This window comes from Pseudomonas sp. OG7 (assembly GCF_014192825.1).
Lineage (GTDB): Bacteria > Pseudomonadota > Gammaproteobacteria > Pseudomonadales > Pseudomonadaceae > Aquipseudomonas > Aquipseudomonas monteilii.
In genome coordinates, this window is record NZ_JACHYK010000003.1 from 148,140 (window position 1) to 171,695 (window position 23,556).

Below are 23,556 nucleotides of genomic sequence, written 5' to 3' on the forward strand. Positions count from 1 at the left end.
TGGCTCATGGGCACCAGTAGATGTCCAGGGGGTCGTGAAGAAAAGCGCGAATCGGCATTTCAGTGAGGTCGTTGCCAGCCAGCGCGGCGCGCAGGGTAGCGAGTTTGCCCTGGCCTTGCACGGACAGCGCAGTAAAGGCAGCACTGGCCAGCAGCGAGCGGGTCATCGACAGGCGCTGGTGCGGCACGCTCGGTGCCAGCAACGGCAGGCAGCGGCGCGGGCTGGACAGGTCCAGGCCTGCTTCCAGGTTGGGGCTGGCCGGGAACAGCGAGGCGGTATGGCCATCGTCGCCCATGCCCAACACCAACACATCGATAAGTGGCAGCCCGGCCAAGGCCTGGTCGGCCTTGAGCGCGGCGGCTTCGAGGTTCTCCGCCTGCTGGTACAGGCCAACAAAGCGGGCCTTGGCCGCTGCACCCTTGAGCAGGTGGCGGGCCAGCAGGCCAGCATTGCTGTCGGCGTGCTCCACGGGCACCCAGCGCTCATCGGCCAGGCTGACGGTGACCTTGGACCAGTCCAGGTTTTCGCTGGCCAGCTTCTCCAGGAACGGCACCGGGCTGCGGCCGCCGGACAGCACCAGGCAGGCCTGGCCCTTGGCAGCAATCGCCGCACGCAGGCGCTCGGCCACGTCGTGGGCTTGAGTGGCGGCCAGCGCCTTGGCATCTGCCAGCGCGTGTACCTTCACAGCCGCTGGCAGTTTCAGTTCAGATATCCCCATACCACGCCCTCCCATCGCGTGTGATCAGTGCAATCGAGCTCATCGGCCCCCAGGAGCCCGCCGCGTAAGGCTTGGGCGCATCGCCTGCATTACGCCAGCCGGCGATCAACTGGTCGCACCATTTCCAGGCATATTCGATTTCGTCCTTGCGCACGAACAGGTTCTGGTTGCCACGCATCACTTCGAGCAGCAAGCGCTCGTAGGCATCCGGAATCCGCGTGCTGCGCCAGGTGTCGGAAAAATTCAGCTGCAACGGGCCGCTGCGCAGCTGCATGCCCTTGTCCAGGCCCTGCTCCTTGGTCATTACCCGTAGAGAAATGCCTTCGTCCGGTTGCAGGCGGATGATCAGCTTGTTACCGATCTGCAAACGCTGTTCCGGGGCGAAGATGTAGTGCGGCGTTTCCTTGAAGTGGATAACGATCTGCGACAGTTTCTGCGGCATGCGCTTGCCGGTACGCAGGTAGAACGGCACGCCCGACCAGCGCCAGTTGCGAATGTCGGCACGCAGTGCGACGAACGTTTCGGTGTCACTCTGGGCATTGGCGTTGTCTTCCTCCAGGTAGCCCGGCACCGGTTTGCCTTCGCTGTAGCCGGCAATGTACTGGCCACGCACCACACGGGTGCTTAGCCCATCGCCGGTGATCGGTGCCAGGGCCTTGAGCACTTTTACCTTTTCGTCGCGAATGGCATCGGCCGACAGTTCGCTGGGCGGGTCCATGGCGATCAGGCACAGCAGCTGCAGCAGGTGGTTCTGGATCATGTCACGCAGTTGGCCAGCCTTGTCGAAATAGCCCCAGCGGCCTTCGATACCGACTTTTTCGGCAACGGTGATCTCCACATGGGAGATGGAATTCTGGTTCCACTGGGTTTCGAACAGGCTGTTGGCGAAGCGCAGGGCAATGAGGTTTTGCACCGTCTCTTTGCCCAGGTAGTGATCGATACGGTAAACCCGGCTTTCGGGGAAGAACCGTGCTACGGCATCGTTGACCCGGCGTGACGACTCCAGGTCGTGGCCGATAGGCTTTTCCAGCACCACACGGGTGCGCGGGGCCAGCCCGGCCTTGTCGAGGTTTTCACAGATTGCCCCATACACCGCTGCCGCCGTGGCGAAGTAGGCGATCAGCGGCAGCTCGCCTGGCAATTGCTCGGCCAGGGCCTGGTAGCCCTCGGGCTGAAGAAAATCCAGATGCTGGTAATTCAGCCTGGCGAGAAAGCGCCCCAGCGCTGCTGGCTCGATATCCGCCTCGGGCACATGCCGGCGCAGGTGCGCCTCGATGCTGTTCAGGTGCTCCTGCGCGCTGCCGGCTTCGCGGGCCAACGCCAACAAGCGGGTGTCCGGGTGCAACAGGTTGGCCCGGTCAAGCTGGTAAAGCGCAGGAAACAGCTTGCGCAATGCCAGGTCGCCGAGGGCGCCAAACAGGGCAAAGGTGCAAGGTTCGACACTGATCGCAGCCATGATGTTGGTTCTTTCCTAAAGTTGGTCTAGGAATACCGCTTTCACATGCGGTTTTCAAGGGATAATGTAGTAAAAACCACAACATTACACGCAAGTGTTACAGACAAGTGGTACGCCAACCGCGCCGACAGTACGATAGACGACCGTGCAAAAAGCCTGCTGCTTCCACAGCCGGCTGTCTTCCCGACCCAAGGACACACCCATGGACCGCGTGCGAAACCTCCTGGAGCAGATCCAGGGACGCCTCGACGAGCTGAACAAGGCCGAACGCAAAGTCGCCGAAGTCATCCTGCTCAACCCGCAACAAGCCACCCGTTTCAGCATTGCTGCGCTGGCCCAGGCAGCCAAGGTCAGCGAACCGACCGTCAACCGCTTTTGCCGCTCGTTCGGCGTCAGCGGCTACCCCGAACTGAAGCTGCAGCTGGCACAGAGCCTGGCCAGCGGCGCCGCCTACGTCAGCCGCGCAGTAGAGGCCGACGATGACCCGGCCGCCTATACCCAGAAGATCTTCGCCAGCGCCATCGCCTCGCTCGACAGCGCCTGCCAGCAACTGGACCCGCAACAGGTCAGCCGCGCCGTGGACATGATGATCCAGGCCCGGCAAATCCACTTCTTCGGCCTGGGCGCCTCGGCGCCGGTAGCCCTGGATGCGCAGCACAAGTTCTTCCGCTTCAACCTGGCCGTGTCGGCCCATGCTGACGTGCTGATGCAGCGCATGCTGGCCTCGGTGGCGCACACCGGCGACCTGTTCGTGATCATTTCCTACACCGGGCGCACCCGTGAACTGGTCGAAGTGGCCCGGCTGGCCCGTGAAAACGGCGCCTCGGTACTGGGCCTGACCGCTGCCGGCTCGCCCCTGGCCAACGCCTGCAGCCTGAGCCTGCACATTCCGCTGCCGGAAGACACCGACATCTACATGCCGATGACTTCGCGGATCATTCAGCTGACAGTGCTCGATGTGCTGGCCACCGGCATGACCCTGCGCCGCGGCGTGGACTTCCAGCCGCACCTGCGCAAGATCAAGGAAAGCCTCAACGCCAGCCGCTACCCGATCGAGGACGACGAGCTCAACTGAGCCGATGTGCCTGCAGGCGCAGGTGGGCACGCTGCCCCGGCGCCAGGCTCAGGCCCTCGCCACTGCCGCTGGCGGCCTCGACACAGACGAAGCGTTGGCATTCACGCCCGGTCACGCCCATCAACGGGCGGTTGCCCGGGTGCCAGACCACGGTGTCGTCGCTGTCCCCCGTATCGATGCACAGCTCACGCTGCCAGGCCGGGTCCTGCAGTTGCACACGCGGTGTGCCGGGGTAGACCTTCTGGCAGCCCCCCTTGAGCTTCAGCGCGCCATCTTCTCGGCAGGCCTGGCGGTTCAAGCGGTCGTAACCTTCGATGTCCTCAAGCCCGGATAGCGCTATCTCGGACACGTCACTGATGCGCCAGTAAGCCAGCAGTGCATGGCTCAACTGGCAGGGTTCGCTGTCCTGATGCTCGGTGCTCAGGCTCAGTTCCATGCGGCTACCCAGCCGGGCATGCAGGTCTACCTGCCAGTCACACAGGTCCAGCCGCCACTTCAGGGTCACGCCCTCCTCGTCCTCACGGCTGTCCACCAGCTTCCAGTCCAGCAGCCGTGCCCAGCCATGGGCAGGCCACAAGTCTTCGCTGGGGTGGCGGCCATACCACGGCCAGCACACCGGCACGCCACCACGGATCGCCCCTACCTGCGGCCACTGCTCGGCGCACCACAGCCAAGGGCGTTCACCCGCTGGCTGAAAGTGCAGCAGTTGCGCGCCCTGGCGACTGAATACCGCCTGGCAACGGGGGTGATCGATGATCAGCACATCGCGCTGCTGGTAACGCTCCCACTCGAATGTCGGCCTGGGCCGCTGCGAGGAAAAGAAGCGATGGAGCGGATGTTCGGGCATGGTTCAGAGCTCTTGTTGTTTGAGATAGCGCTGTCTCGGCCTATCCCTGGCACCCACTGCAGGCCAGTGGGTGCCGGGAACCGAAAAGGGATTGGCGTAAATTTACAACAATTGCCCTCAGAATGACGACTGAATCTTCAAACCAGCGACCAGCGCATTGTCCACCTCGTCCACCCCGCCAGGGCTCTTGATGTACTGCAGGTTGGGCCGCACGGTCAGCCAGTTGGTGACGTGAAAGCCGTAATAGAGCTCGGCGTTGTACTCGGTGCGCTGCAGCGGCACGAAGCCTGGGTTGTCGTAATCGCTGATACCGCTCTGGGCATTGAGCAGTTCGGCACGCTTCTTCACGTCGTCATTCACATGAATACGCGCCACGCCGAAGCCGATGTCATCCTTGGGCCGGGCATCGAAGGCGCCCTTGTAGACCAGCCCCACCTGCTGGTAATTGTCGACCACGTTGGTGGCCTTGTCGTGCACGGTGAAGTTGGCGAACAGGCTAAGGCCACGGTTGACGTCACCCGCCTGTGCAGTGACCTGCTGCTGTGCCACCACCCACCAGCCATGCTTGCTGGAATGCGACTTGAAGGCCTCGCCGCTCAACGCCTGCGGGTTGCCGTTGACGTCGTCGAACACATCGTCGGCCTTGGCCGTGCTGTAGTAGTAGCCCAGGCGGTACTCGCCCGGCAGGCCGTTGACTTTGGGCGACCACACCGCCTCTACCGGGAGGATCGCGCCCTTGGTTCCGCTGCCGCTGAGCTTGAAGCCGTTGCCGGTTTCCAGGTTGGAGGGGTTCTGCTCGAAGGCGCCGACCTGCACGAAAAATTCCGGGGTGATGTTGTATTTCACCCGCAGCGCCCACTGGCTGACCGGCCAGTTGTACCAGATGCCGCCCACCCAGTTGCCCACCTGCGAGCCGCAGAACGCCAGGTTCTGGAAGTCGCAGGGGAAGCTGTTGAAGTCCTCGCCCTCGCCGAAGCGGCCGAATTTCACATCCAGCGCGCCATCGAAGTACTTCTGCTTGATCCACATCTGGGTCAGGCGCCAGGTCTGGCCACGGCCCCACACCTCTTGCACCGAACTGAACTGCCCAGCGCGCGGGTCGCTGATGCGGTCGTTGGACAGGTTACGACCACTGCGCTCGGTGATCGCCAACTTGAACTCGGCATCGTGCCAGCCAAGAATCTTTTGCAAGTCCAGGTGTGCGCCAAGGGCAAACTGGTCGCTGTAGCGGGCCGTCTTGTCGTCGTTGTAGCCGCCGTGCAGGTTGCCAGCCACCTCGCCGACGTAGTCGAGGGTGAAGTCGTAGCCCTTCTCCAGCAATTCGGTTCGGGTGCCGCCCCAGTCGCCGGTCATCCATTTCGATTCGCTGGAAAAGGCCTCGGCAGCCTGCGCGCCGCTGCTGCCGACAACGGCGAGCAAAGCCAGCGAGCCCAATGTCCTGATGCGTTTGCGCTGTTCCATCCCTTTGCGTCCTCTTTTTTCTTATTGATGGTGTAGACGAGTCAACGGCCTTTGAAGTGAGCCACGTTGTCCTTTACCGCTGCGCCTGGGCTGGCCGGGTGCAGGCGCGCGCCCGTGCCGGCATCGAACAGCAGCACCCGGGCCGGGTCGAATTGCAGGTTGAGGGTGTCCCCCACCCGGCACGCCACATCGGGCGCCAGGCGGCAGCACACCTTGGTCTGGTTGAGGGTGACGAACACGAGCAGGTCCGGCCCGGTGGGCTCGGTTACCTGCACCTCGGCACGAATGCCCGGCAGGCCGTTGCCCTCGACGGTGCCCAAGGCAATCTGCTCGGGGCGGATGCCGAGGATGATCTCGCGGCCGTCCAGTTCGTCACCGGCGACGCCCAAGGGCAGCTCGCAGCGTGCCTGGCCGCTGTCGAGCACGGCCAACAAGCGCCCCTCCTGCTGCGTGAGGCGCACCGGGATGAAGTTCATCGGCGGCGAACCGATGAAACTGGCGACAAACTGGTTGGCCGGGTCGTTGTAGATCTGCTGGGGGGTGCCGAACTGCTGGATGATGCCGTCCTTCATCACCGCCACCTTGTCGCCCAGGGTCATGGCCTCGATCTGGTCATGGGTGACGTACACGGTGGTGGTTTTCAAACGCTGGTGCATCAGCTTCATTTCGGTGCGCATCTCGACCCGCAGCTTGGCATCGAGGTTGGACAGCGGTTCGTCGAACAGGTAAATCTTCGGCCGCCGCGCCAGCGCCCGCCCCATGGCTACCCGTTGCTGCTGGCCACCGGACAGCTGCGCCGGCTTGCGCGCCAGCAGGTGCTCGATCTGCAGCAGCTTGGCCACCCGCGCCACCTCTTCGTCGATGGCGGTCTGTGGCAGCTTGCGGATCTTCAGGCCAAACTCGATGTTCTCGCGCACACTCATGGTCGGGTACAACGCGTAGGACTGGAACACCATGGCGATGTCGCGGTCCTTGGGGCTCATGCCGCTGACGTCCTGCTCGTCGATGAGAATCGCACCGGCAGTGATCTGCTCCAGGCCGGCAATGCAGTTCATCAAGGTTGACTTGCCGCAGCCCGAGGGGCCGACCAGGATCAGGAACTCGCCATCCCTGATCGACAGCTGGATGTCCTTGAGGGTATCCGGCAGGCCACTGCCGTAGGTCTTGTTCACATTGCGAAGTTCGAGCGTTGCCATGGCTTACCCCTTGACCGCGCCGGCCGTCAGCCCGCGCACGAAATATTTGCCTGCCACCACATAGACCAGCAGGGTTGGCAGGCCGGCAATCATCGCCGCCGCCATGTCGACGTTGTATTCCTTGGCCCCGGTGCTGGTGTTGACCAGGTTGTTCAGGGCCACGGTGATCGGTTGCGAGTCGCCACTGGAGAACACCACACCGAACAGGAAGTCATTCCAGATCTGGGTGAACTGCCAGATCAGGCAGACCATGATGATGGGCGTCGACATCGGCAGGATGATGCGGCGGAAAATGGTGAAGAAGCCGGCACCGTCCAGGCGTGCTGCCTTGAACAGCGCATCGGGAATGCTTACGTAGAAGTTGCGGAAGAACAGCGTGGTGAAGGCCAGGCCATAGACCACATGCACCAGTACCAGGCCGCCGGTAGTGCTGGCCAGGCCGAGCTTGCCGAGGGTGAACGAAGCCGGCAGCAGCACGGTCTGGAACGGCAGGAAGCAGCCGAACAGCAGCAGGCCGAAGAACAGCTGCGAGCCGCGAAAGCGCCACATCGACAGCACATAGCCGTTCAGCGCGCCGATGGCCGTGGAAATCAGCACGGCGGGCACAGTGATCATGATCGAGTTCCAGAAGTAACCGCTGACCGTGCCCCAGGCCTTGACCCAGCCAATGCCGGTCATCACCTGCGGCCAACTCAGCAAGTTGCCGGTGCTGATGTCTTCCGGGGTCTTGAAGCTGGTCAGCAGCATCACCACCAGCGGCACCAGGTACAGCGCCACGGCCAGCAGCAGCACCGCATGGATGGCGATACGGCTCATGCTGAGCACGGGCTTTTCGACAGGGCTATGCATGGCGTTTGCTCCGCAGCTCCGAGTACAGGTAAGGCACGAGGATCGCCAGGATCGCCCCGAGCATGAGAATGGCACTGGCCGAGCCCATGCCCATCTGACCGCGGCTGAAGGTGAACGCGTACATGAACATCGCAGGCAGGTCGGATGAGTAACCCGGGCCGCCAGCGGTCATCGCCGCCACCAGGTCGAAGCTTTTGATGGCGATGTGCGAAAGGATCATCAGCGCACTGAAAAACACCGGGCGCAGGCTGGGCAGAACCACGGTCCAGTAGATGCGCGGCATGCTGGCGCCATCCATTTGCGCCGCGCGGATGATCGAAGGGTCGACACCGCGCAGGCCGGCCAGGAACATCGCCATGATGAAGCCCGAGGCCTGCCACACGGCCGCGATCACCAGGCAGTACACGACCCGGTCGGGGTCGATCAGCCAGTCCAGCCGAAAGCCCTCCCAGCCCCAGTCGCGCAGCAGCTTGTCCAGGCCCATGCCGGGGTTGAGCAGCCACTTCCAGGCGGTGCCGGTAACGATCATCGACAGCGCCATGGGGTAGAGGTAAATGGTGCGGATGAAGCCTTCGCGGCGGATGCGCTGGTCCAGCAGCACTGCCAGCAACACACCGATGGCCAGGCTGATGGCGATGAACAGGCCACCGAACAGCAGCAGGTTCTTGCTGGCTACCCACCAGCGGTCGTTGTCGAATAGCCGGGCGTATTGCGCCAGGCCGGCCCATTTGTAGGTGGGCAGGAAGGTCGAGGTGGTGAAGGACAGCACGAAGGTCCAGAGGATGTAGCCGTAGAAGCCCACCAGGACGATGAACATGCTCGGCGCCAGCACCAGTTTGGGCAGCCAGCGCTGAAGCGCGTCCAGGGGTGAGGCCCGCAGTTGGGCGGTCGTTGTGGTCATAGATCGGATCCCGAGGTAATGGCGATGCTCTGCATCGCTTCGCGGGCAAGCCCGCTCCGACATGGGCCCTGCTCGCCGCAAGTCTCAGGCAGAACGCCAGACCTGTGGGAGCGGGCTTGCCCGCGAATAGCGGTTACTGGGCTGCCTTGATCGCCGCCGCCAGTTTCTTCGCCGCATCGGCCGGGTCGGCCTTAGGGTCGTTGATGTAGTTGGTCACCACATCGAAGAACGCGCCCTGCACGGCCAGCGTGGTGGCCATGTTGTGCGCCATGCTAGGCTGCAGGCCGCCATTTTTGGCATCTGCCAGGAAGTCTTTGGCAGACGCCTGCGCACAGGCATCGAAGCCATACTTGCCCATGTCGGCGAGCATGTCGTTGCGCACCGGGATCGACCCCTTGTTGGTGCTGAAGACCTTCTGGAAGTCTTCACCCAGCACCTTGCGGGCAATGTCCTGCTGGCCGGCAGCCGTACCAGGGTTGTTCTGCTTGAACACCACCAGCGAGTCGATGTTGTAGAGGAAGGCTTTTTCGGTGCCGGGGAATGGCACGCACTGGTAATCCTTGCCAGCGGTTTTCTTCGCCAGGGTCCACTCACTCTTGGCCCAGTCGCCCATGATCTGCATGCCGGCCTTGCCGTTGATGACCTTGGCCGCTTCCAGGTTCCAGTCCTGGCCTTTACCGTCCGGGTCCATGTAGGTGGCGACCTTTTTCAGCTCGGTCAGCGCCTTGACCATTTGCGGCCCGGTCAGCGCGACGCTGTCGAGATCGACCATGGCCTTCTTGTAGCCTTCGGTGCCCATTACCGACAGCACCACGCTTTCGAACACGGTGCTGTCCTGCCACGGCTGGCCGCCATGGGCGAGCGCGATGAAGCCGGCAGCCTTGAGTTTGTCGGCGGCGGCGTAAAATTCGTCGAGTGTGGTGGGGGCCTTGTCGATACCGGCTTTCCTGAAGACTTCCGGGTTGATCCACAGCCAGTTGGTACGGTGGATATTTACCGGTACGGCGACGTAGTCACCGTCGTACTTCACAGTGTCGGCGACCTTCTGGTCGAGCAGTGTGTCCCACTGTTCGGCCTTGGCCACATCCTTGAGCACATCGCCATCGAGCAAGCCGGTGGCCGCCCAGTCCTGGATGTCAGGCCCTTTGATCTGCGCCACGCCTGGTGGGTTGCCGGCCACGGCGCGGCTCTTGAGCACGGTCATGGCTGTGGCACCGCCACCACCCGCGACGGCGCCATCTTTCCACGTAAAGCCGTCTTTTTCGACCTGGGCCTTGAGCACATCGGCAGCAGCTTTTTCACCACCCGAAGTCCACCAATGCACGACTTCGACGCTGCCTTTGGGTTCGGCAGCCTGGGCACTGAGCGGGAGTAGAGAAGCCAGGGAGATTGCGGCAGCGAGCCGGAGCGTGGAATTCATCGGAGCACCTTTCTTGTTGTTATGCCGTGCAAGTCGAGCGCTTGCGTTGCTTGAAGTCTAAACAGCCTGCCCACCTCGCCAGGTAACGAAGCGATGCGTGAATGTCATCGTTTGGTTACATTGCCGGCACCCGCCACACACAGACTCACTCCATGCCACGCGGCAGATACAAGGTCACCCGCAAACCACCTTCCCTCAGGTTCAGCAGGCTCACCTCGCCCCCATGGCTGTGGGCGATGTTGCGGGCAATCCCCAGCCCCAGCCCATAACCTTGCTGTTGCGCGGCCAGGCGGAAGTGCGGTTCGAACACCTGCTCCAGCTGCTGCTGCGGCACCCCCGGGCCCTGATCGTCCACCTGCAGCACAAACCCCTCGGCACTGTCGATGATGCGCAGCCGTGCCCGCTCGCCGTACTTGATGGCGTTGTCGATCAGGTTGCCAATGCAGCGGCGCAGCGCCAGCGGCTTGCCGGGGTATGGCGCCAGCGCGCGGCCTTCAACCGTGATACGGCCATCGCGCAGGTAGGGCTCGGCCAGGATTTCCAGCACCTGGTTGAGGTCCACCGGCTCGATGTTTTCGTGGATGTCGGTGTCTTTCACACACTGCAAGGCGCCTTTCACCAGCAGTTCCAGTTCATCCAGGTCCTGGCTGAACTTGGCCTGCAAGTGTTCGTCTTCCAGCAGTTCGACGCGCAGGCGCAGGCGCGTAATCGGGGTGCGCAGGTCATGGGAAATGGCGCTGAACAGCTGGCTGCGCTCCGTCAGGTAGCGGCTGATGCGCTCGCGCATGCTGTTGAACGCCCGGCCCACCTCGACCACCTCGCTGCCACCGCCTTCGGCCACCGGCGCCACATCGGCGCCCAGCGACATCTCCCGCGCGGCCCTCGCCAGGCGCTTGAGCGGCCAGCTTTGCCAGTGCACCAGCAAGCCGATGAACAGCAACAGCAAGGCCGTGGTGAGCACGATGAAGCCGATCTGCTGGCGAGGCAGGCGTTCGGCCTCAAGGCTGGTGTAGGGTTCGGGCAGCAGCGAGGCGATGTACAGCCACTCGCCCTCGCCCAGGCGGATCTGCGTGACCAGCACCGGCGGGTTGAGCGGTTCCAGGGTCAACGAGTAATGCGCCCAGGAACGTGGCAGCTCGTCGAGCTTCAGGCCGCTGTTGAAGATGCGCAGGTCATCGGGCCCGACGAATTCCACGGAAATGTCCATCTGCGAACCCAGGCGCTCATGCAGCACCTGCTGGAACACATCGATCACCGCCTGCTTGCGCGGGGTAACGGGCAGCACCGGCATATCCAGTGGTTTGGCATTGAGTGACACGAAAAAGCGCGTTCCCCCCATGCTGCGCAACTGGTCGAGCACCATGGGCCGGTAGGCCACCGGCAGCGAGCGGAAGTAACTGACACTGGCGCTCATCGAGTGGGCCAGGCTGCTGGCGCTGGCACGCAGGCCCTGCAACTGGCTGGCACGCAGCTGGGCCACCCAGATGATGCTCGACAGGCCCTGGGCCAGCAGCACCACCAACAGGGTCAGCAGCAGCATGCGCCCCAGCAGCGAACGCGGCAGCAAGCGCCAGCGCCGCTCAGGGCGCATTGCAGACATGCGTCGCCAGCAGGTAGCCGCTGCCGCGCACCGTGCGGATCAGCCGGGGTGGTTTTTCAGTATCGCGCAGGCGCTGACGCAGGCGGCTGACCGCCATGTCGACAATGCGGTCCAGCGGCATGGGCTCGCGGCCACGGGTGGCATTACCGATGGTGTCGCGGTCGAGAATCTGCTGCGGGTGGTCGAGGAACAGCTTGAGCAGGGCAAAGTCGGCGCCCGACAGAATCACCTCTTCACCGTCGCGATGGAACAGCCGGTGGCTGACCGTGTCCAGGCGCCAGTCATCGAAGGCCAGCACGGCATTGCCGGGTGCCGCCGTGCCGAATTCGGCGCGGCGCAGCAGGGCCTTGATTCGCGCTTGCAGTTCGCGAGGGCTGAAGGGTTTGCCCAAGTAGTCGTCGGCACCCAGCTCCAGGCCGATGACCCGGTCGGTTTCATCGGAGCTGGCCGTCAGCATGATGATCGGTACCCGCGCCTGGCGCGGGTGCTGGCGTACCCAGCGGCACAGGCTGAAGCCGTCTTCGTCGGGCAGCATGACATCGAGGATGACCAAGTCGTAGGGGGTGCTTTCCAGAGCGCGGCGAAAGCCTGCGCCGTCGGCTTCGGCATGCACCTGAAAGCCGGAGCGGCTCAGGTAGGTTTGCAACAGTTCGCGGATTTCCTGGTCGTCGTCGACCATCAGGATCGATTTGCCGGCAGTGCTCAAGGTGGTCCGTCCTCTTGTTGGTTACAGGTCTTGGTTGCCTGTTATTGGGGGCGCGAAGCGGCCCCCGTACACCTATCTCCGATCCAACGCTTGCTGCAAAGCCACCCCGGCCCCCAGCAACCCGGAAAACTCCGCCGTCACCAGCCACACCGGCACGCCAGCGAAGTAGCCGCTCATACAGCCCTTGTCAGCAAAACTCGCCGCAAACCCGCTACGCAGGAACAGCTCGGCAAAGCGCGGAATCACGCCACCCACAATATAAACCCCGCCTCGCGCGCCCAGCGTCAGCACATTGTTACCGGCCACACGCCCTAGGAACCGACAGAACTGCTCGACCACCGCCAGCGCACGCGGCTCGCCGCCCAGCGCGGCATCGGTAACCTGCGCCGGCGTCACGTGTCTGGGTGTTTCGCCGTCCAGCGCGCAGATTGCCTGATACAGGCGCACCAGGCCGCCACCACTGAGTACGGTTTCGGCGCTGACATGGCCAATCTGGCCATGGATTTGCTGATGGATCGCCGCTTCACGGGCATTGCCAACCGGCAGGTCGACATGCCCACCCTCCCCCGGCAAGGCCTGCCAGTGCTGTTCACCAAGGCGCAACAGCGACCCCACGCCCAAGCCTGTGCCCGGCCCGATAACCAGCGCCGGCCGCGACGGGTCAGCCTGGCCTGGGCACACTTCTCGGAACTCGCCCTCGCGCAGGCGGGTCATGCCCAGCGCCATGGCCGTGAAATCGTTGATCAGCAACAGCCGCTCGACCTGCAAGGTCTTGCAGAAGGCCGGGCGGCTCAGGCGCCAGTGGTTGTTGGTGAAGCGAAATTCGTCGCCATCGACCGGCCCGGCCACTGCCAAGCACACCGCTGCCAGGCCGCCGCGGGCAATGCCCTGGCTTGCCAGATAGGCTTCGATGGCCTGCTCCGGGCTGGTGTAGTCCGCCGTGGCGAAGACTTTGACTTCATGCAGCTGGTTGTCACGCCACAACGCAAAACGAGCATTGGTGCCGCCGATGTCGCCAACCAGCAGGTCCTTCATTTGAGGTTCTCCAGGGCCGAGGTGAAGGCGCTTGCGCCCTGCTCTGCCGGGCTGAACGCCATGCGCATGAAGCCGAACAGCTCGCGCCCGCAACCCAGGTCGTTGCCCTGAGGCGCTGGCGGCAGGTCGCGGCTGGCCAGTTCTTCGGCCGATACCATCACCCGCAACGTGCCTTCGACACCGTCGACCCGCACGATATCACCATCGCGCACCCGCGCCAGCGGGCCGCCATCATAGGCTTCGGGGCATACGTGAATCGCCGCCGGGATCTTGCCCGAGGCACCGGACATGCGCCCGTCGGTGACCAGCGCCACCTTGAAGCCACGGTCCTGCAACACACCCAGGAATGGCGTGAGCTTGTGCAACTCGGGCATGCCGTTGCAACGCGGCCCCTGGAAACGCACCACAGCGACAAAATCACGCTCCAGTTCGCCGGCCTTGAACGCATCGGCCAACGACTGCTGATCGTGGAACACCCGTGCCGGGGCCTCGACCACCTGATGCTCGGGGGCCACGGCAGACACCTTCATCACGCCACGGCCCAGGTTGCCCTCCATCACCCGCAAGCCGCCTTCGGCCGAAAACGGTCGCGCCACCGGGCGCAGGATGGTTTCGTCCAGGCTCTGCTGTGGCCCTTCGCGCCAAACCAGCTTGCCGTTGTCGAGGAACGGTTCCTGGGTGTAGCGGCGCAGGCCATGGCCGGCCACGGTGTTGACGTCCTCGTGCAGCAGCCCGGCATCGAGCAGCTCGCGGATCAGGAAGGCCATGCCACCGGCGGCCTGGAAGTGGTTGATGTCGGCCTTGCCGTTGGGGTAGACGTGGGACAGGGTCGGCACCACTTCGGAGAGGTCGGCCATGTCCTGCCAGGTCAGCTGGATACCTGCCGCCTGGGCAATCGCCGGGATGTGCAAGGTGTGGTTGGTCGAGCCGCCCGTAGCGTGCAGGGCGACGATGGAGTTGACCAGCGCCTTCTCGTCGACGATTTCGCCCAGCGGCATGAAGCTGCCGCTGGCCTTAGTCATGCGCGTTACCTGCTGCGCGGCCTCGGCGGTAAGGGCATCGCGCAGCGGCGTGTACGGGTTGACGAACGAAGCACCCGGCAGGTGCAGGCCCATCACTTCCATCACCAACTGGTTGGTGTTGGCAGTGCCGTAGAAGGTGCAGGTGCCAGGGCTGTGGTACGAGTTCATCTCCGACTCCAGCAGCTCTTCGCGGCTGGCCTTGCCTTCCGCATAGCGCTGACGCACGTCGGCCTTCTGCTTGTTGGAGATGCCGGACACCATCGGCCCGCCGGGGACGAAGATGGTCGGCAGATGGCCGAAGCGCAGCGCCCCCATCATCAGGCCGGGGACGATCTTGTCGCAGATGCCCAGCATGAGCGCCGCGTCGAACATGTTGTGCGACAGCGCTACCGCAGTGGACATGGCGATGACTTCGCGGCTGGCGATGGCCAGTTCCATGCCTGGTTCGCCCTGGGTCACACCGTCGCACATGGCCGGCACGCCACCGGCAAACTGGCCGACCGAGCCAACCTCGCGCAGGGCCTGCTTGATTTGCTCGGGGAAGTGCAGGTACGGCTGGTGGGCAGACAACATGTCGTTGTAGGCCGAGACGATGGCCACGTTGGCCGCGTTCATCAGGCGCAGGGTCTGTTTGTCCTCGCTGCCGCAACCGGCCACGCCGTGGGCGAAGTTGGCGCACTGCAGGCTGGCGCGCATGGGGCCTTCACTGGCCGCACCGCGAATCAGCTGCAGGTAGCGTTCGCGGGTGGCACGGCTGCGTTCGACCAGCCGTTGGGTGACCTCAAGGATGCGCGGATGCATGTACTGGACTCCAGGCTAATTGTAAGGGCGGTTTACCAGGCATTTCCCCTCCAAACGATTGCGGCCTAGGCTCAAGGTAAGGAGCCCGCTGCATCGGTGGAGGCCCATCGCCCGACCACTCGTTGTATGTTTAAACAAAATACTGCCACTAAAAAGGCTTGTTTTCTATCTGCCAGTGAATAATCTTGTAATTCCAACAACAAAACCGTTTCAGTGAAGCTCCTTTTTGCCACAGGTTTCACTCGGACTGCCAGAGGTACTGCCATGACCCTACGCATCGCCATCAATGGATTCGGCCGCATCGGGCGCAACGTCCTGCGCGCACTGTATACCCAAGGCTACCGCCAGGACCTGCAGGTCGTCGCCATCAACGACCTGGGCGACAGCGCCATGAATGCCCACCTGCTCAAGTACGACAGCGTGCACGGCACCTTCGACGCCACCGTCGAGGCCGACCACGAGAGCCTGACGGTCAATGGTGACCGTATCGCGGTCAGTGCCATCCGCAACCCGGCCGAACTGCCCTGGAAGGCCGAGGCGATCGACGTGGTGTTCGAATGCACCGGGCTGTTCACCGACCGTGCCAAGGCCGCTGCACACCTGGCCGCAGGGGCTGGCAAGGTGATTGTTTCGGCGCCGGCCAAGGGTGCCGATGCCACCGTGGTGTACGGGGTCAACCATGACATCCTGCGTGCTTCGCACCAGGTCATTTCCAACGCCTCCTGCACCACCAACTGCCTCGCGCCGATTGCCCAGGTGCTGCACCGCGAGTTCGGCATCGAGCAAGGCCTGATGACCACGATTCACGCCTACACCAACGACCAGGTGCTGACCGACGTGTACCACAGCGACCCGTACCGCGCGCGCTCGGCCACCCAGTCGATGATCCCGAGCAAGACCGGCGCCGCCGAAGCCGTGGGCCTGGTACTGCCGGAGCTGGCCGGCAAGCTGACCGGCATGGCGGTGCGGGTACCGGTGATCAACGTGTCGCTGGTGGACCTCACCGTCAACCTCAAGCGCGAGGCCACGGCCGAGCAGGTCAACCAGCTGTTCCTTGAAGCCAGCAAGCATTCCAGGGTATTGGGCTACAACGCCTTGCCGTTGGTTTCCTGCGATTTCAACCACAACCCGCTGTCGTCCATTTTCGATGCCAACCATACCCGGGCCAACGGGCGTATGCTCAAGGTGCTGGCCTGGTATGACAATGAGTGGGGGTTCAGCAACCGGATGCTGGATAACTGCCTGGCGTTGTGCCGGGCCGGGTGAGTATGGCGTGACATTTCTGGCGCCTATGAGATCGAGCGCCGCCCGCGCGGCGCTCGATCTCATAGGCGCTGAAACTGCTGTGGCAAGCACAAACATACCCCCGCCACTCACAATCTTTACCTTTTCCTAACACTTCCACACTTGACCTTCGGCATAGATGATAAGCATTATCATTATCCTTTCGTCGACCAGGTCCCCCCGTGAGTCAGTCCCGGTTCAACTCCGTCTTCCTCGGCCAGCGCCTTACCCTGCTGCGCACCCTGCAACGCATGGTCACTAACCCCAGCACGGCCGAAGACCTGCTGCAGGAAACCTACCTGCGGGTGTCCCGTGCCTTGGGCGAGCGGCCCATCGAGCATATCGAGCCGTTCGTGTTCCAGACCGCGCGCAACCTGGCACTGGACCATCTGCGCGCACGCCGGGTGCAGGCACGGATGCTGGTCGACGACGTGCCCGACGAGGTCCTGCACAGTGTGGCTGCCCCCGCCACCAGCAGCGAGGACGCCGCCCATGCCGAGCAACTGCTCAAGCAACTCAGCATCAGCCTCAACCAGCTGAGCGAGCGCCAGCAGCGCATCTTCATCCTCAGCCGGCTGCATGGCGCCACCTACCTGGAAATCGCCGAACAGCTGAATGTGTCGCCCAGCACGGTGCAGAAGGAGCTGAAACTGATCATGGCGATCTGCATGGGTGTCGCCGACCGACTCAAGTGAGCCGACCGCTGCCCGGCGGTTACGCAAAGCCCTTGCCACACCCCACCTTAGCCTTGATCATTCGCGAAAAACCATTCAAGGATTACCCGTGACCGACAGCCCCGCCCCTCGCCCGTCACCCGCCGGGCCCAGCGCCCGTGCTCGTGCCATGGACGAGGCGCTGGACTGGCTGGTGCGCCTGCAATGTGCCGATGCCGCAGATACCCAGGCTTTCGAAGCCTGGCTGAGCGCGGCTCCCGAAAACGCCGAGGCCTATGTCGAGGCGGAAGCGCTGTGGAACGGTGCCCCACTGCACCACGCAGCCGCGCAGATGCACCAGCAGCAGCGCCGCTCATGGCGCGGGCGCCTGCGCAGCCACTGGAAACCCCTGGCCACTGCGGCTGTGCTGCTGGTCGGGCTGTTCACCGTCGGTAACCTGCCCATGCGCCTGCAGGCTGACCACCTGACCGTGGTGGGCGAGCGCCAGCGCCTGCAGCTGGAAGACGGCGCAAAAGTGCTGCTCAACACCAATTCGGCCTTTGCCAGCGACCGCCGCGACGGCCGGCAGGTCGCCCGCCTGCTGCAAGGCGAGGCCTACTTCCAGGTACCCGAGGATGCGCTGCTGCCGCTGGAGGTAGAAGCCGGGCCGTTGCGTGCCCAAGTACGCGACACCGACTTTGCCGTGCGCTACCTGGACGGCGAGGCTCAAGTGCGGGTGCAACGCGGCGATGTCGACCTGCAGGGGGCACGCGACCAGCGCATCCGCCTGAGTGCTGGCGACAGCATCAGCGTCGGCCCGCAGGGCTTTGGGCAGCGCCAACGCGCCGACATGCAAAAAGACCTGGCCTGGGTCGATGGCCGCCTGGTGTTCGAGAACTGCCCCTTGAGCCAGGTGCTGGCCGAAGTACGGCGCTACTACCCCGGCTGGATCATCAACCGCAATGCTCAACTGAAAGACGTGGCAGTCACCGGCAACTACCGCCTCGACCAGCCGCTGGAAACCCTGCGCGCGTTGGCCCACATCACCTCGGCACAGCTGCATGAGTACCCGGCGTTGGTCATTCTGAACTGACCCGAAAATTATTTTTACGCAATCGCGCTACCCCACCCGTCTCGTTATAGCCAATGCAACTGATTCTTGTTTGAAAACGAGAACAGCCATCACCTATAACAGCCCGCGCGTCTGGGAGCGCTTCCGATGTCCACTGGTCCTACCCGCTCGTCCACCCTTCCCCGTCGTACGGGGCAACTGTCCCTGTTGACCTTGGCTCTGCTCGCCAGCGGTGCCTGCAGCCTGCCAGCGCTGGCCGCCGAACCGGCCCAGGCCAGCAGCCCGCGCATGGGCGACTATCGCTTCAGCATCGGCCAGCAGCCGCTGGTGTCGGCAATCAACGCCTTCAGCCAGGTCACCGGCTGGCAGGTCGGCTTCAGCGCCGAACTGGCCGACGGCGTGGCTTCGCCGGGCGTGCAGGGCTCGCTGCCGCCAGAGGCCGCTCTCAAGCGCCTGCTGCAGGGTACCGGCCTGAGCTTTCGCAAGATCAGCAACGGCAACGTGGTGCTCGAACGCCAGGCGAGCGGCAATGTGATCGCGCTGCAGCAGGTGACCGTCAGCGCCACCCGCAGCGCCCAGGATGTCAGCCAGGTGCCGAGCACCGTCAGCGTGCAGACCCGCGAGCAACTGGACCGCCAGAACGTCAACAACATCCAGGACCTGGTGCGCTACGAGCCGGGCGTATCGGTGGCCGGTACCGGCCAGCGCAGCGGCCTGAACGGCTACAACATCCGCGGTATCGACGGCGAGCGCATCCTCACCCAGGTCGACGGCGTGTCGATCCCCGACAGCTTCTTCTACGGCCCCTACGCCCAGACCCAGCGCAACTACGTCGACCCGGAAATCGTCAAGCGCGTGGAAATCCTGCGTGGCCCGGCCTCGGTGCTGTACGGCAGCAACGCCATCGGCGGCGCGGTAAGCTACTTCACCCTCGACCCGGACGACATCATCAAGCCTGGCAAGGACGTAGGCGCCCGCCTGAAGACCGGCTACAGCTCGGCCGACGAAAGCTGGCTGACCTCTGCCACCGTCGCCGGCCGCGAGGGCGACTTCGATGGCCTGCTGCACCTGAGCCAGCGCAACGGCCACGAGACCGAAACCCACGGCAGCCACAGCGGTGACGGCCTGTCGCGCACCGAAGCCAACCCGATGGATGTACGCACCACCAACGTGCTGGCCAAACTGGGCTGGAACTACGCCGACGACGCACGCCTGGGCGTGACCTACGAGCGCTACAAGGATGACCGCGACCAGAACATCCTCAGCGCAGTGGGCGGGCCGTTCATTCCCGGTTTTGGCGGCATGGGCTACTACAAGGCGCGTAATGGCAACGACACCATCACCCGCGAGCGCTTCGGCATCAATCACGAATTCGGCCTGGACTCGGTGGTCGCCGACCAAGTGAAGTGGAGCCTGAACTACCAGATCGCCAAGACCGACCAGCACACAGAGGAAGTCTACGCACCGCCTGGCCGCCAGGTTCTGCGTACCCGCGACACCACCTACAAGGACCGTCAGTGGGTGTTCGATGCCCAGCTCGACAAGGCCTTCAGCATCGGCGCCACCGACCACCTGCTGACCTACGGCACCACGCTCAAGCATGAGAAGGTCACCGGATCGCGCAGTGGCACCGGCACCTGCCTGACCATTGGTTCCGGTTGCACCACCATCGGCGCCGACCGTCCGGCAGACGGCCAGGCGCTGGTCAGCGACTTCCCGGACCCGACCGTGAACACCTACAGCCTGTTCGTGCAGGACGAAATCCGCTGGAACAACTGGACCTTCATGCCAGGCGCGCGCTACGACTACACGCGCATGGCGCCCAAGTTCACCGAAGAATTCCTGCGTGGTCTGGCATCCACCGGTACCGCCCCAACATCCCAGGACGATTCGGACAAGAAGTGGCACCGCGTCTCGCCCAAGTTCGGCCTGACCTACGCCTTCAACGATAACTACACCTGGTACGGCCAATACGCCGAAGGCTTCCGCACGCCGACGGCCAAAGCCATGTATGGTCGCTTTGAAAACATCGAGCAAGGTTACCGTGTAGAGGGCAACCCGAACCTCGAACCGGAGAAGAGCAAAAGCTACGAAACCGGCCTGCGCGGCAACTTCGACGCCGGCAACTTCGACGTGGCGGTGTTCTACAACAAGTACCGCGACTTCATCGACGAAGACGCCGTGCAAAGCGCCAACCTGGAACAAACCTTCCAGGCCAACAACATCAAGCACGCCACCATCAAGGGTGCCGAGGTCAAGGGCCGCCTGAACCTCGACCACTTCGGTGCGCCGCAAGGCCTGTATACCCAGGGCTCGATTGCCTACACCTACGGCCGCAACGATGACACCGGAGAACCGCTGAACAGCGTCAATCCGCTGAAAGGCGTGTTTGGCCTGGGTTACGAGCAGCAGAACTACGGTGGCCTGCTGAGCTGGACACTGGTCAAGCGCAAGACCCGCGTCGACGACAGCACCTTCTATTCGCCTGACGGCTCGACCTCGAAGTTCCGTACACCGGGCTACGGCGTGCTGGACCTGACCGGCTACTACAAGGTGACCGACGACGTCACCATCAACGCCGGCCTGTACAACCTGACCGACAAGAAATACTGGCAGTGGGATTCGGTACGCAGCTACGACGGCCAGGGTGAAGCGGCTGTGACCCAGCCCGCCAACATCGACCGCCTGACCATGCCGGGGCGCAACTTCGGTATCAATGTGGTTTGGGATATCTGATTCCCTCCGCCTGGACCGGCCTCTTCGCGAGCACGCCCGCGAAGAGGCCGGTCCAGGCAACACTAATACCCAGTTTTTTTACTGTCCCGCCCCCGCTGCTTCGTCTTGTATCTAGACGCCCCTTTTTCCAAGGACTGCCCCCATGACCGAACGCCCAGCCCTGCGCTCCCAGCGCCTGAACCAGATCACCCACGCCCCGCACGCCGAACTGGATGCCCTGGTCAAATCCCACGCGCCCTTCGACAGTCGCGAAAGCTTTGCCCGCTTCGTCGTTGCCCAATACCTGTTCCAGTCTGAATTGCAGGCCCTGTACAACGACCCGCAACTGATCGCCATCGTCCCGGACCTGGCCGAGCGCTGCCGCGCCGATCAGGCCCGCCTGGACCTCGCCGACCTCGACACCGAAGTACCGGCAGCCGTGCCGGGCGCCCTGGGCAAACCGAGCCTGGGTGAGGCAATGGGCTGGATCTTCGTCTCCGAAGGCTCCAAACTGGGCGCTGCGTTTCTGATCAAGCGTGCCGTGGCCCTGGAACTGTCCGACAGCTTCGGCGCCCGCCACCTGGGCGAACCGGCCGGTGGCCGTGCCGAAGGCTGGAAGCAGTTCACCCGCATCCTCGATGCCCTGGCATTATCGGCCGAAGAGGAAGCCGCTGCCGAACGCGGCGCAGTTGCCGCCTTCGAACGCTTCACCGAGCTGCTCAAGCACGCCTATGCTGCTGATGCCGCGCTGGTTTGATACGCCGTAGCCGGCCACCCTTCCGGTGGCCGCACCGTTTTATGCAGTGAGACCATGACCCGACCCGCCCGCTCCAAACTCGCCCGCCTGCTGTATGGAATACTGGCTTACGTGAGCCTGGGCGTGGGCCTTGTCGCCATCGTGATTCCTGGCTTGCCGACCACCGAGTTCATCCTGCTGGCCGCCTGGGCTGCTACGCGCAGCTCACCGCGCCTTTCAGCCTGGCTGGAAAACCACCGGTTGTTCGGGCCAATCCTTTACAACTGGCGCAATGGCAAGGTGATCCAGCGCCGGGCCAAGGTAAGCGCGACCGTCAGCATGCTGCTGTGTGCTGGCCTGATGCTGACCTTTCTCGAACACCGCTGGCCGGTGTTCCTGGCCGTCGCCGGCATGACCCTGGGCAACCTGTGGATCTGGTCGCGCCCGGAGCATGCCTGCCCTGCCCCGTCACAAGCTCAGCAGCCCTGAATACAAGGCGTAGGCCGCCAGCGCAGCACCCACAAGCACGGCAGCAAAAATCAGTTTTTCCCAGGTGGTGAACAAGGTCTGCCCCTGCTCATGCTTGGCCCTGGCGAACAGGACCACACCGGGTGCGTACAACAGCGCAGAAAGTAGCAGGTACTTCAGCCCCCCCGCGTACAGCAGCCAAACGGCATACAGCAGGGCAACCAGCGCCACCAGCAGGTCCTTGCGGCGCAGGCCCGGTTGCCCGGCGTAGGTTTCCCCACGCACCGCCAGCAGCACGGCATAAGCCGCCGACCACAGGTAGGGCACCAGTATCATCGAAGAAGCCAGGTAGATCAGGCTGGTGTACGTACCGGCCGAGAACAGCGTGATCAACAGGAAGCCCTGGATCATGCAGTTGGTCAGCCACAGGGCGTTGGCCGGCACATGGTTGGCGTTTTCCCTGGCCAGAAAGCGCGGCATGGTCTTGTCCCGCGCCGTGGCGTACAGAATCTCGGCGCACAGCAGCGCCCAGGACAGCAAGGCACCGAGCAGAGAGACCGCCAGCCCGAGGCTGATCAGCAACGCGCCCCAAGGGCCGACAATGTGCTCCAGCACCGAGGCCAGTGAGGGGTTCTGCAGCCCGGCCAGTTCCGGCTGGGTCATCACCCCCAGCGACAATACGTTGACCAGCACCAGCAACGCCAGCACACCGAGAAAACCGATGACCGTAGCCTTACCCACGTCCGAACGGCGCTCGGCTCGCCCGGAATACACGCTGGCCCCCTCGATACCGATGAACACGAACACGGTCACCAGCATCATGTTGCGCACCTGCTCCAGCACGCTGCCGAACTGCGGGTTGCTCATGCCCCAGATATCCCGGGTGAAGATATCGGCGCGGAAGGCAAACGCGGCAATCACCACGAACATCAGCAATGGCACCACCTTGGCCACGGTGGTCACCTGGTTGATGAACGCTGCCTCCTTGATGCCGCGCAGCACCAGGAAATGCACCGCCCACAGCAGCAGCGAGGCACAGCCGATGGCGATTGGCGTGTTGCCTTCGCCAAACACCGGAAAGTAAAAGCCCAGGGTGCTGAACAGCAGTACGAAGTAACCGACGTTACCCAGCCAGGCGCTGATCCAGTAACCCCAGGCCGAGGAGAAGCCCATGTATTCACCAAAGCCCGCCTTGGCGTAGGCGTACACCCCCGAATCGAGCTCCGGCTTGCGGTTGGCCAGGGTCTGGAACACGAATGCCAGCGCCAGCATGCCGACAGCGGTGATGCCCCAGCCGATCAAAACCGCCCCTACATCGGCACGCGCCGCCATGTTCTGCGGCAGCGAGAAGATCCCGCCACCAATCATCGAGCCAACCACCAGCGCGATCAGCGCGCCCAGGCGCAGCTTCTGTCCCGGTTCGCTCATGAGCCTCCCTTTTTTATGCACTGTCACGCATTTGAAACAGCGTTGCGGGCCATATAAACGCTGATACTTATAATGAAGCATGGCATTGAAGCTATAGCACTCATAACGGCTTT

At 63.4% G+C, this 23,556-nt stretch carries 20 protein-coding genes; 7 read left to right on the forward strand and 13 right to left on the reverse strand.

Annotated elements, in window-relative coordinates; translation table 11 throughout:
* Positions 1-4: 4 nt before the first annotated feature.
* Positions 5-718: a 6-phosphogluconolactonase gene (gene pgl / locus FHW75_RS08820; protein WP_016713082.1), complete on the reverse strand. Its 714-nt coding sequence runs from the start codon at positions 716-718 to the stop codon at positions 5-7.
* Positions 705-2,174, reverse strand: a complete 1,470-nt coding sequence (zwf, locus tag FHW75_RS08825) for a glucose-6-phosphate dehydrogenase (protein WP_016713083.1) — start codon at positions 2,172-2,174, stop codon at positions 705-707. Before zwf ends, pgl begins: the two co-directional genes overlap by 14 nt.
* Positions 2,175-2,385: 211 nt before the next feature.
* On the opposite strand from zwf, the gene hexR reads away from it, so the two are divergent.
* Positions 2,386-3,249, forward strand: a complete 864-nt coding sequence (gene hexR, locus FHW75_RS08830; RefSeq protein WP_169774905.1) for a DNA-binding transcriptional regulator HexR — start codon at positions 2,386-2,388, stop codon at positions 3,247-3,249.
* On the opposite strand, the gene FHW75_RS08835 is transcribed toward hexR, so the two are convergent.
* The 10 genes from FHW75_RS08835 to edd form a co-directional block, all read right to left on the reverse strand.
* Entirely contained in the window at positions 3,242-4,096 is an 855-nt protein-coding gene (locus FHW75_RS08835) for a D-hexose-6-phosphate mutarotase (RefSeq protein ID WP_016713084.1), read from the reverse strand. The genes hexR and FHW75_RS08835 overlap by 8 nt on opposite strands.
* A 117-nt stretch (positions 4,097-4,213) precedes the next feature.
* The gene (locus FHW75_RS08840; protein ID WP_019098215.1) at positions 4,214-5,557 is read right to left on the reverse strand and encodes a carbohydrate porin; all 1,344 of its coding nucleotides are present in this window, start codon (positions 5,555-5,557) and stop codon (positions 4,214-4,216) included.
* A gap of 41 nt (positions 5,558-5,598) precedes the next feature.
* The gene (locus FHW75_RS08845; protein ID WP_025753764.1) at positions 5,599-6,753 is read right to left on the reverse strand and encodes an ABC transporter ATP-binding protein; all 1,155 of its coding nucleotides are present in this window, start codon (positions 6,751-6,753) and stop codon (positions 5,599-5,601) included.
* 3 nt (positions 6,754-6,756) lie between these two features.
* A complete protein-coding gene (locus FHW75_RS08850; RefSeq protein WP_183673509.1) occupies positions 6,757-7,602 on the reverse strand; it encodes a carbohydrate ABC transporter permease in 846 nt (281 codons plus the stop codon).
* On the reverse strand, positions 7,595-8,503 hold the full coding sequence (locus FHW75_RS08855) for a carbohydrate ABC transporter permease (RefSeq protein ID WP_019098213.1): 909 nt from the start codon (positions 8,501-8,503) through the stop codon (positions 7,595-7,597). The genes FHW75_RS08850 and FHW75_RS08855 overlap by 8 nt, the downstream gene beginning before the upstream one ends.
* Positions 8,504-8,636: 133 nt before the next feature.
* Positions 8,637-9,923, reverse strand: a complete 1,287-nt coding sequence (locus FHW75_RS08860; RefSeq protein WP_161751452.1) for an ABC transporter substrate-binding protein — start codon at positions 9,921-9,923, stop codon at positions 8,637-8,639.
* Positions 9,924-10,068: 145 nt separating this feature from the next.
* Positions 10,069-11,523, reverse strand: coding sequence for an ATP-binding protein (locus FHW75_RS08865; RefSeq protein WP_025753766.1), 1,455 nt, complete (start codon positions 11,521-11,523; stop codon positions 10,069-10,071).
* Positions 11,504-12,229 (reverse strand): two-component system response regulator GltR, encoded by a 726-nt coding sequence (gene gltR, locus FHW75_RS08870; protein ID WP_019098211.1) that lies wholly within the window; start codon positions 12,227-12,229, stop codon positions 11,504-11,506. Before gltR ends, FHW75_RS08865 begins: the two co-directional genes overlap by 20 nt.
* Positions 12,230-12,301: 72 nt before the next feature.
* Positions 12,302-13,264 (reverse strand): glucokinase, encoded by a 963-nt coding sequence (locus FHW75_RS08875; RefSeq protein ID WP_183673511.1) that lies wholly within the window; start codon positions 13,262-13,264, stop codon positions 12,302-12,304.
* A complete protein-coding gene (gene edd, locus FHW75_RS08880; protein ID WP_016713092.1) occupies positions 13,261-15,087 on the reverse strand; it encodes a phosphogluconate dehydratase in 1,827 nt (608 codons plus the stop codon). The genes FHW75_RS08875 and edd overlap by 4 nt, the downstream gene beginning before the upstream one ends.
* A gap of 264 nt (positions 15,088-15,351) precedes the next feature.
* Between edd and gap the strand changes: the two genes are divergently transcribed.
* The 6 genes from gap (at position 15,352) to FHW75_RS08910 (ending at position 22,036) form a co-directional block, all read left to right on the forward strand.
* The gene (gene gap, locus FHW75_RS08885; RefSeq protein WP_027609551.1) at positions 15,352-16,353 is read left to right on the forward strand and encodes a type I glyceraldehyde-3-phosphate dehydrogenase; all 1,002 of its coding nucleotides are present in this window, start codon (positions 15,352-15,354) and stop codon (positions 16,351-16,353) included.
* 200 nt (positions 16,354-16,553) lie between these two features.
* On the forward strand, positions 16,554-17,066 hold the full coding sequence (locus FHW75_RS08890) for an RNA polymerase sigma factor (protein WP_019098208.1): 513 nt from the start codon (positions 16,554-16,556) through the stop codon (positions 17,064-17,066).
* Between the two features lie 88 nt (positions 17,067-17,154).
* On the forward strand, positions 17,155-18,117 hold the full coding sequence (locus tag FHW75_RS08895) for a FecR domain-containing protein (RefSeq protein ID WP_019098207.1): 963 nt from the start codon (positions 17,155-17,157) through the stop codon (positions 18,115-18,117).
* Between the two features lie 126 nt (positions 18,118-18,243).
* Positions 18,244-20,832, forward strand: coding sequence for a TonB-dependent receptor (locus tag FHW75_RS08900; RefSeq protein WP_183673513.1), 2,589 nt, complete (start codon positions 18,244-18,246; stop codon positions 20,830-20,832).
* 142 nt (positions 20,833-20,974) lie between these two features.
* Complete coding sequence (locus FHW75_RS08905; RefSeq protein ID WP_183673515.1) at positions 20,975-21,568, forward strand: biliverdin-producing heme oxygenase; 594 nt, start codon at positions 20,975-20,977, stop codon at positions 21,566-21,568.
* Between the two features lie 54 nt (positions 21,569-21,622).
* Positions 21,623-22,036 carry a YbaN family protein gene (locus FHW75_RS08910; RefSeq protein ID WP_019098204.1) on the forward strand — a complete coding sequence of 138 codons (414 nt, stop codon included), beginning with the start codon at positions 21,623-21,625 and terminating at the stop codon, positions 22,034-22,036.
* Here FHW75_RS08910 and arcD read toward each other — a convergent pair.
* Positions 22,016-23,443 (reverse strand): arginine-ornithine antiporter, encoded by a 1,428-nt coding sequence (gene arcD / locus FHW75_RS08915; protein WP_027609549.1) that lies wholly within the window; start codon positions 23,441-23,443, stop codon positions 22,016-22,018. The genes FHW75_RS08910 and arcD overlap by 21 nt on opposite strands.
* Positions 23,444-23,556 lie beyond the last annotated feature (113 nt).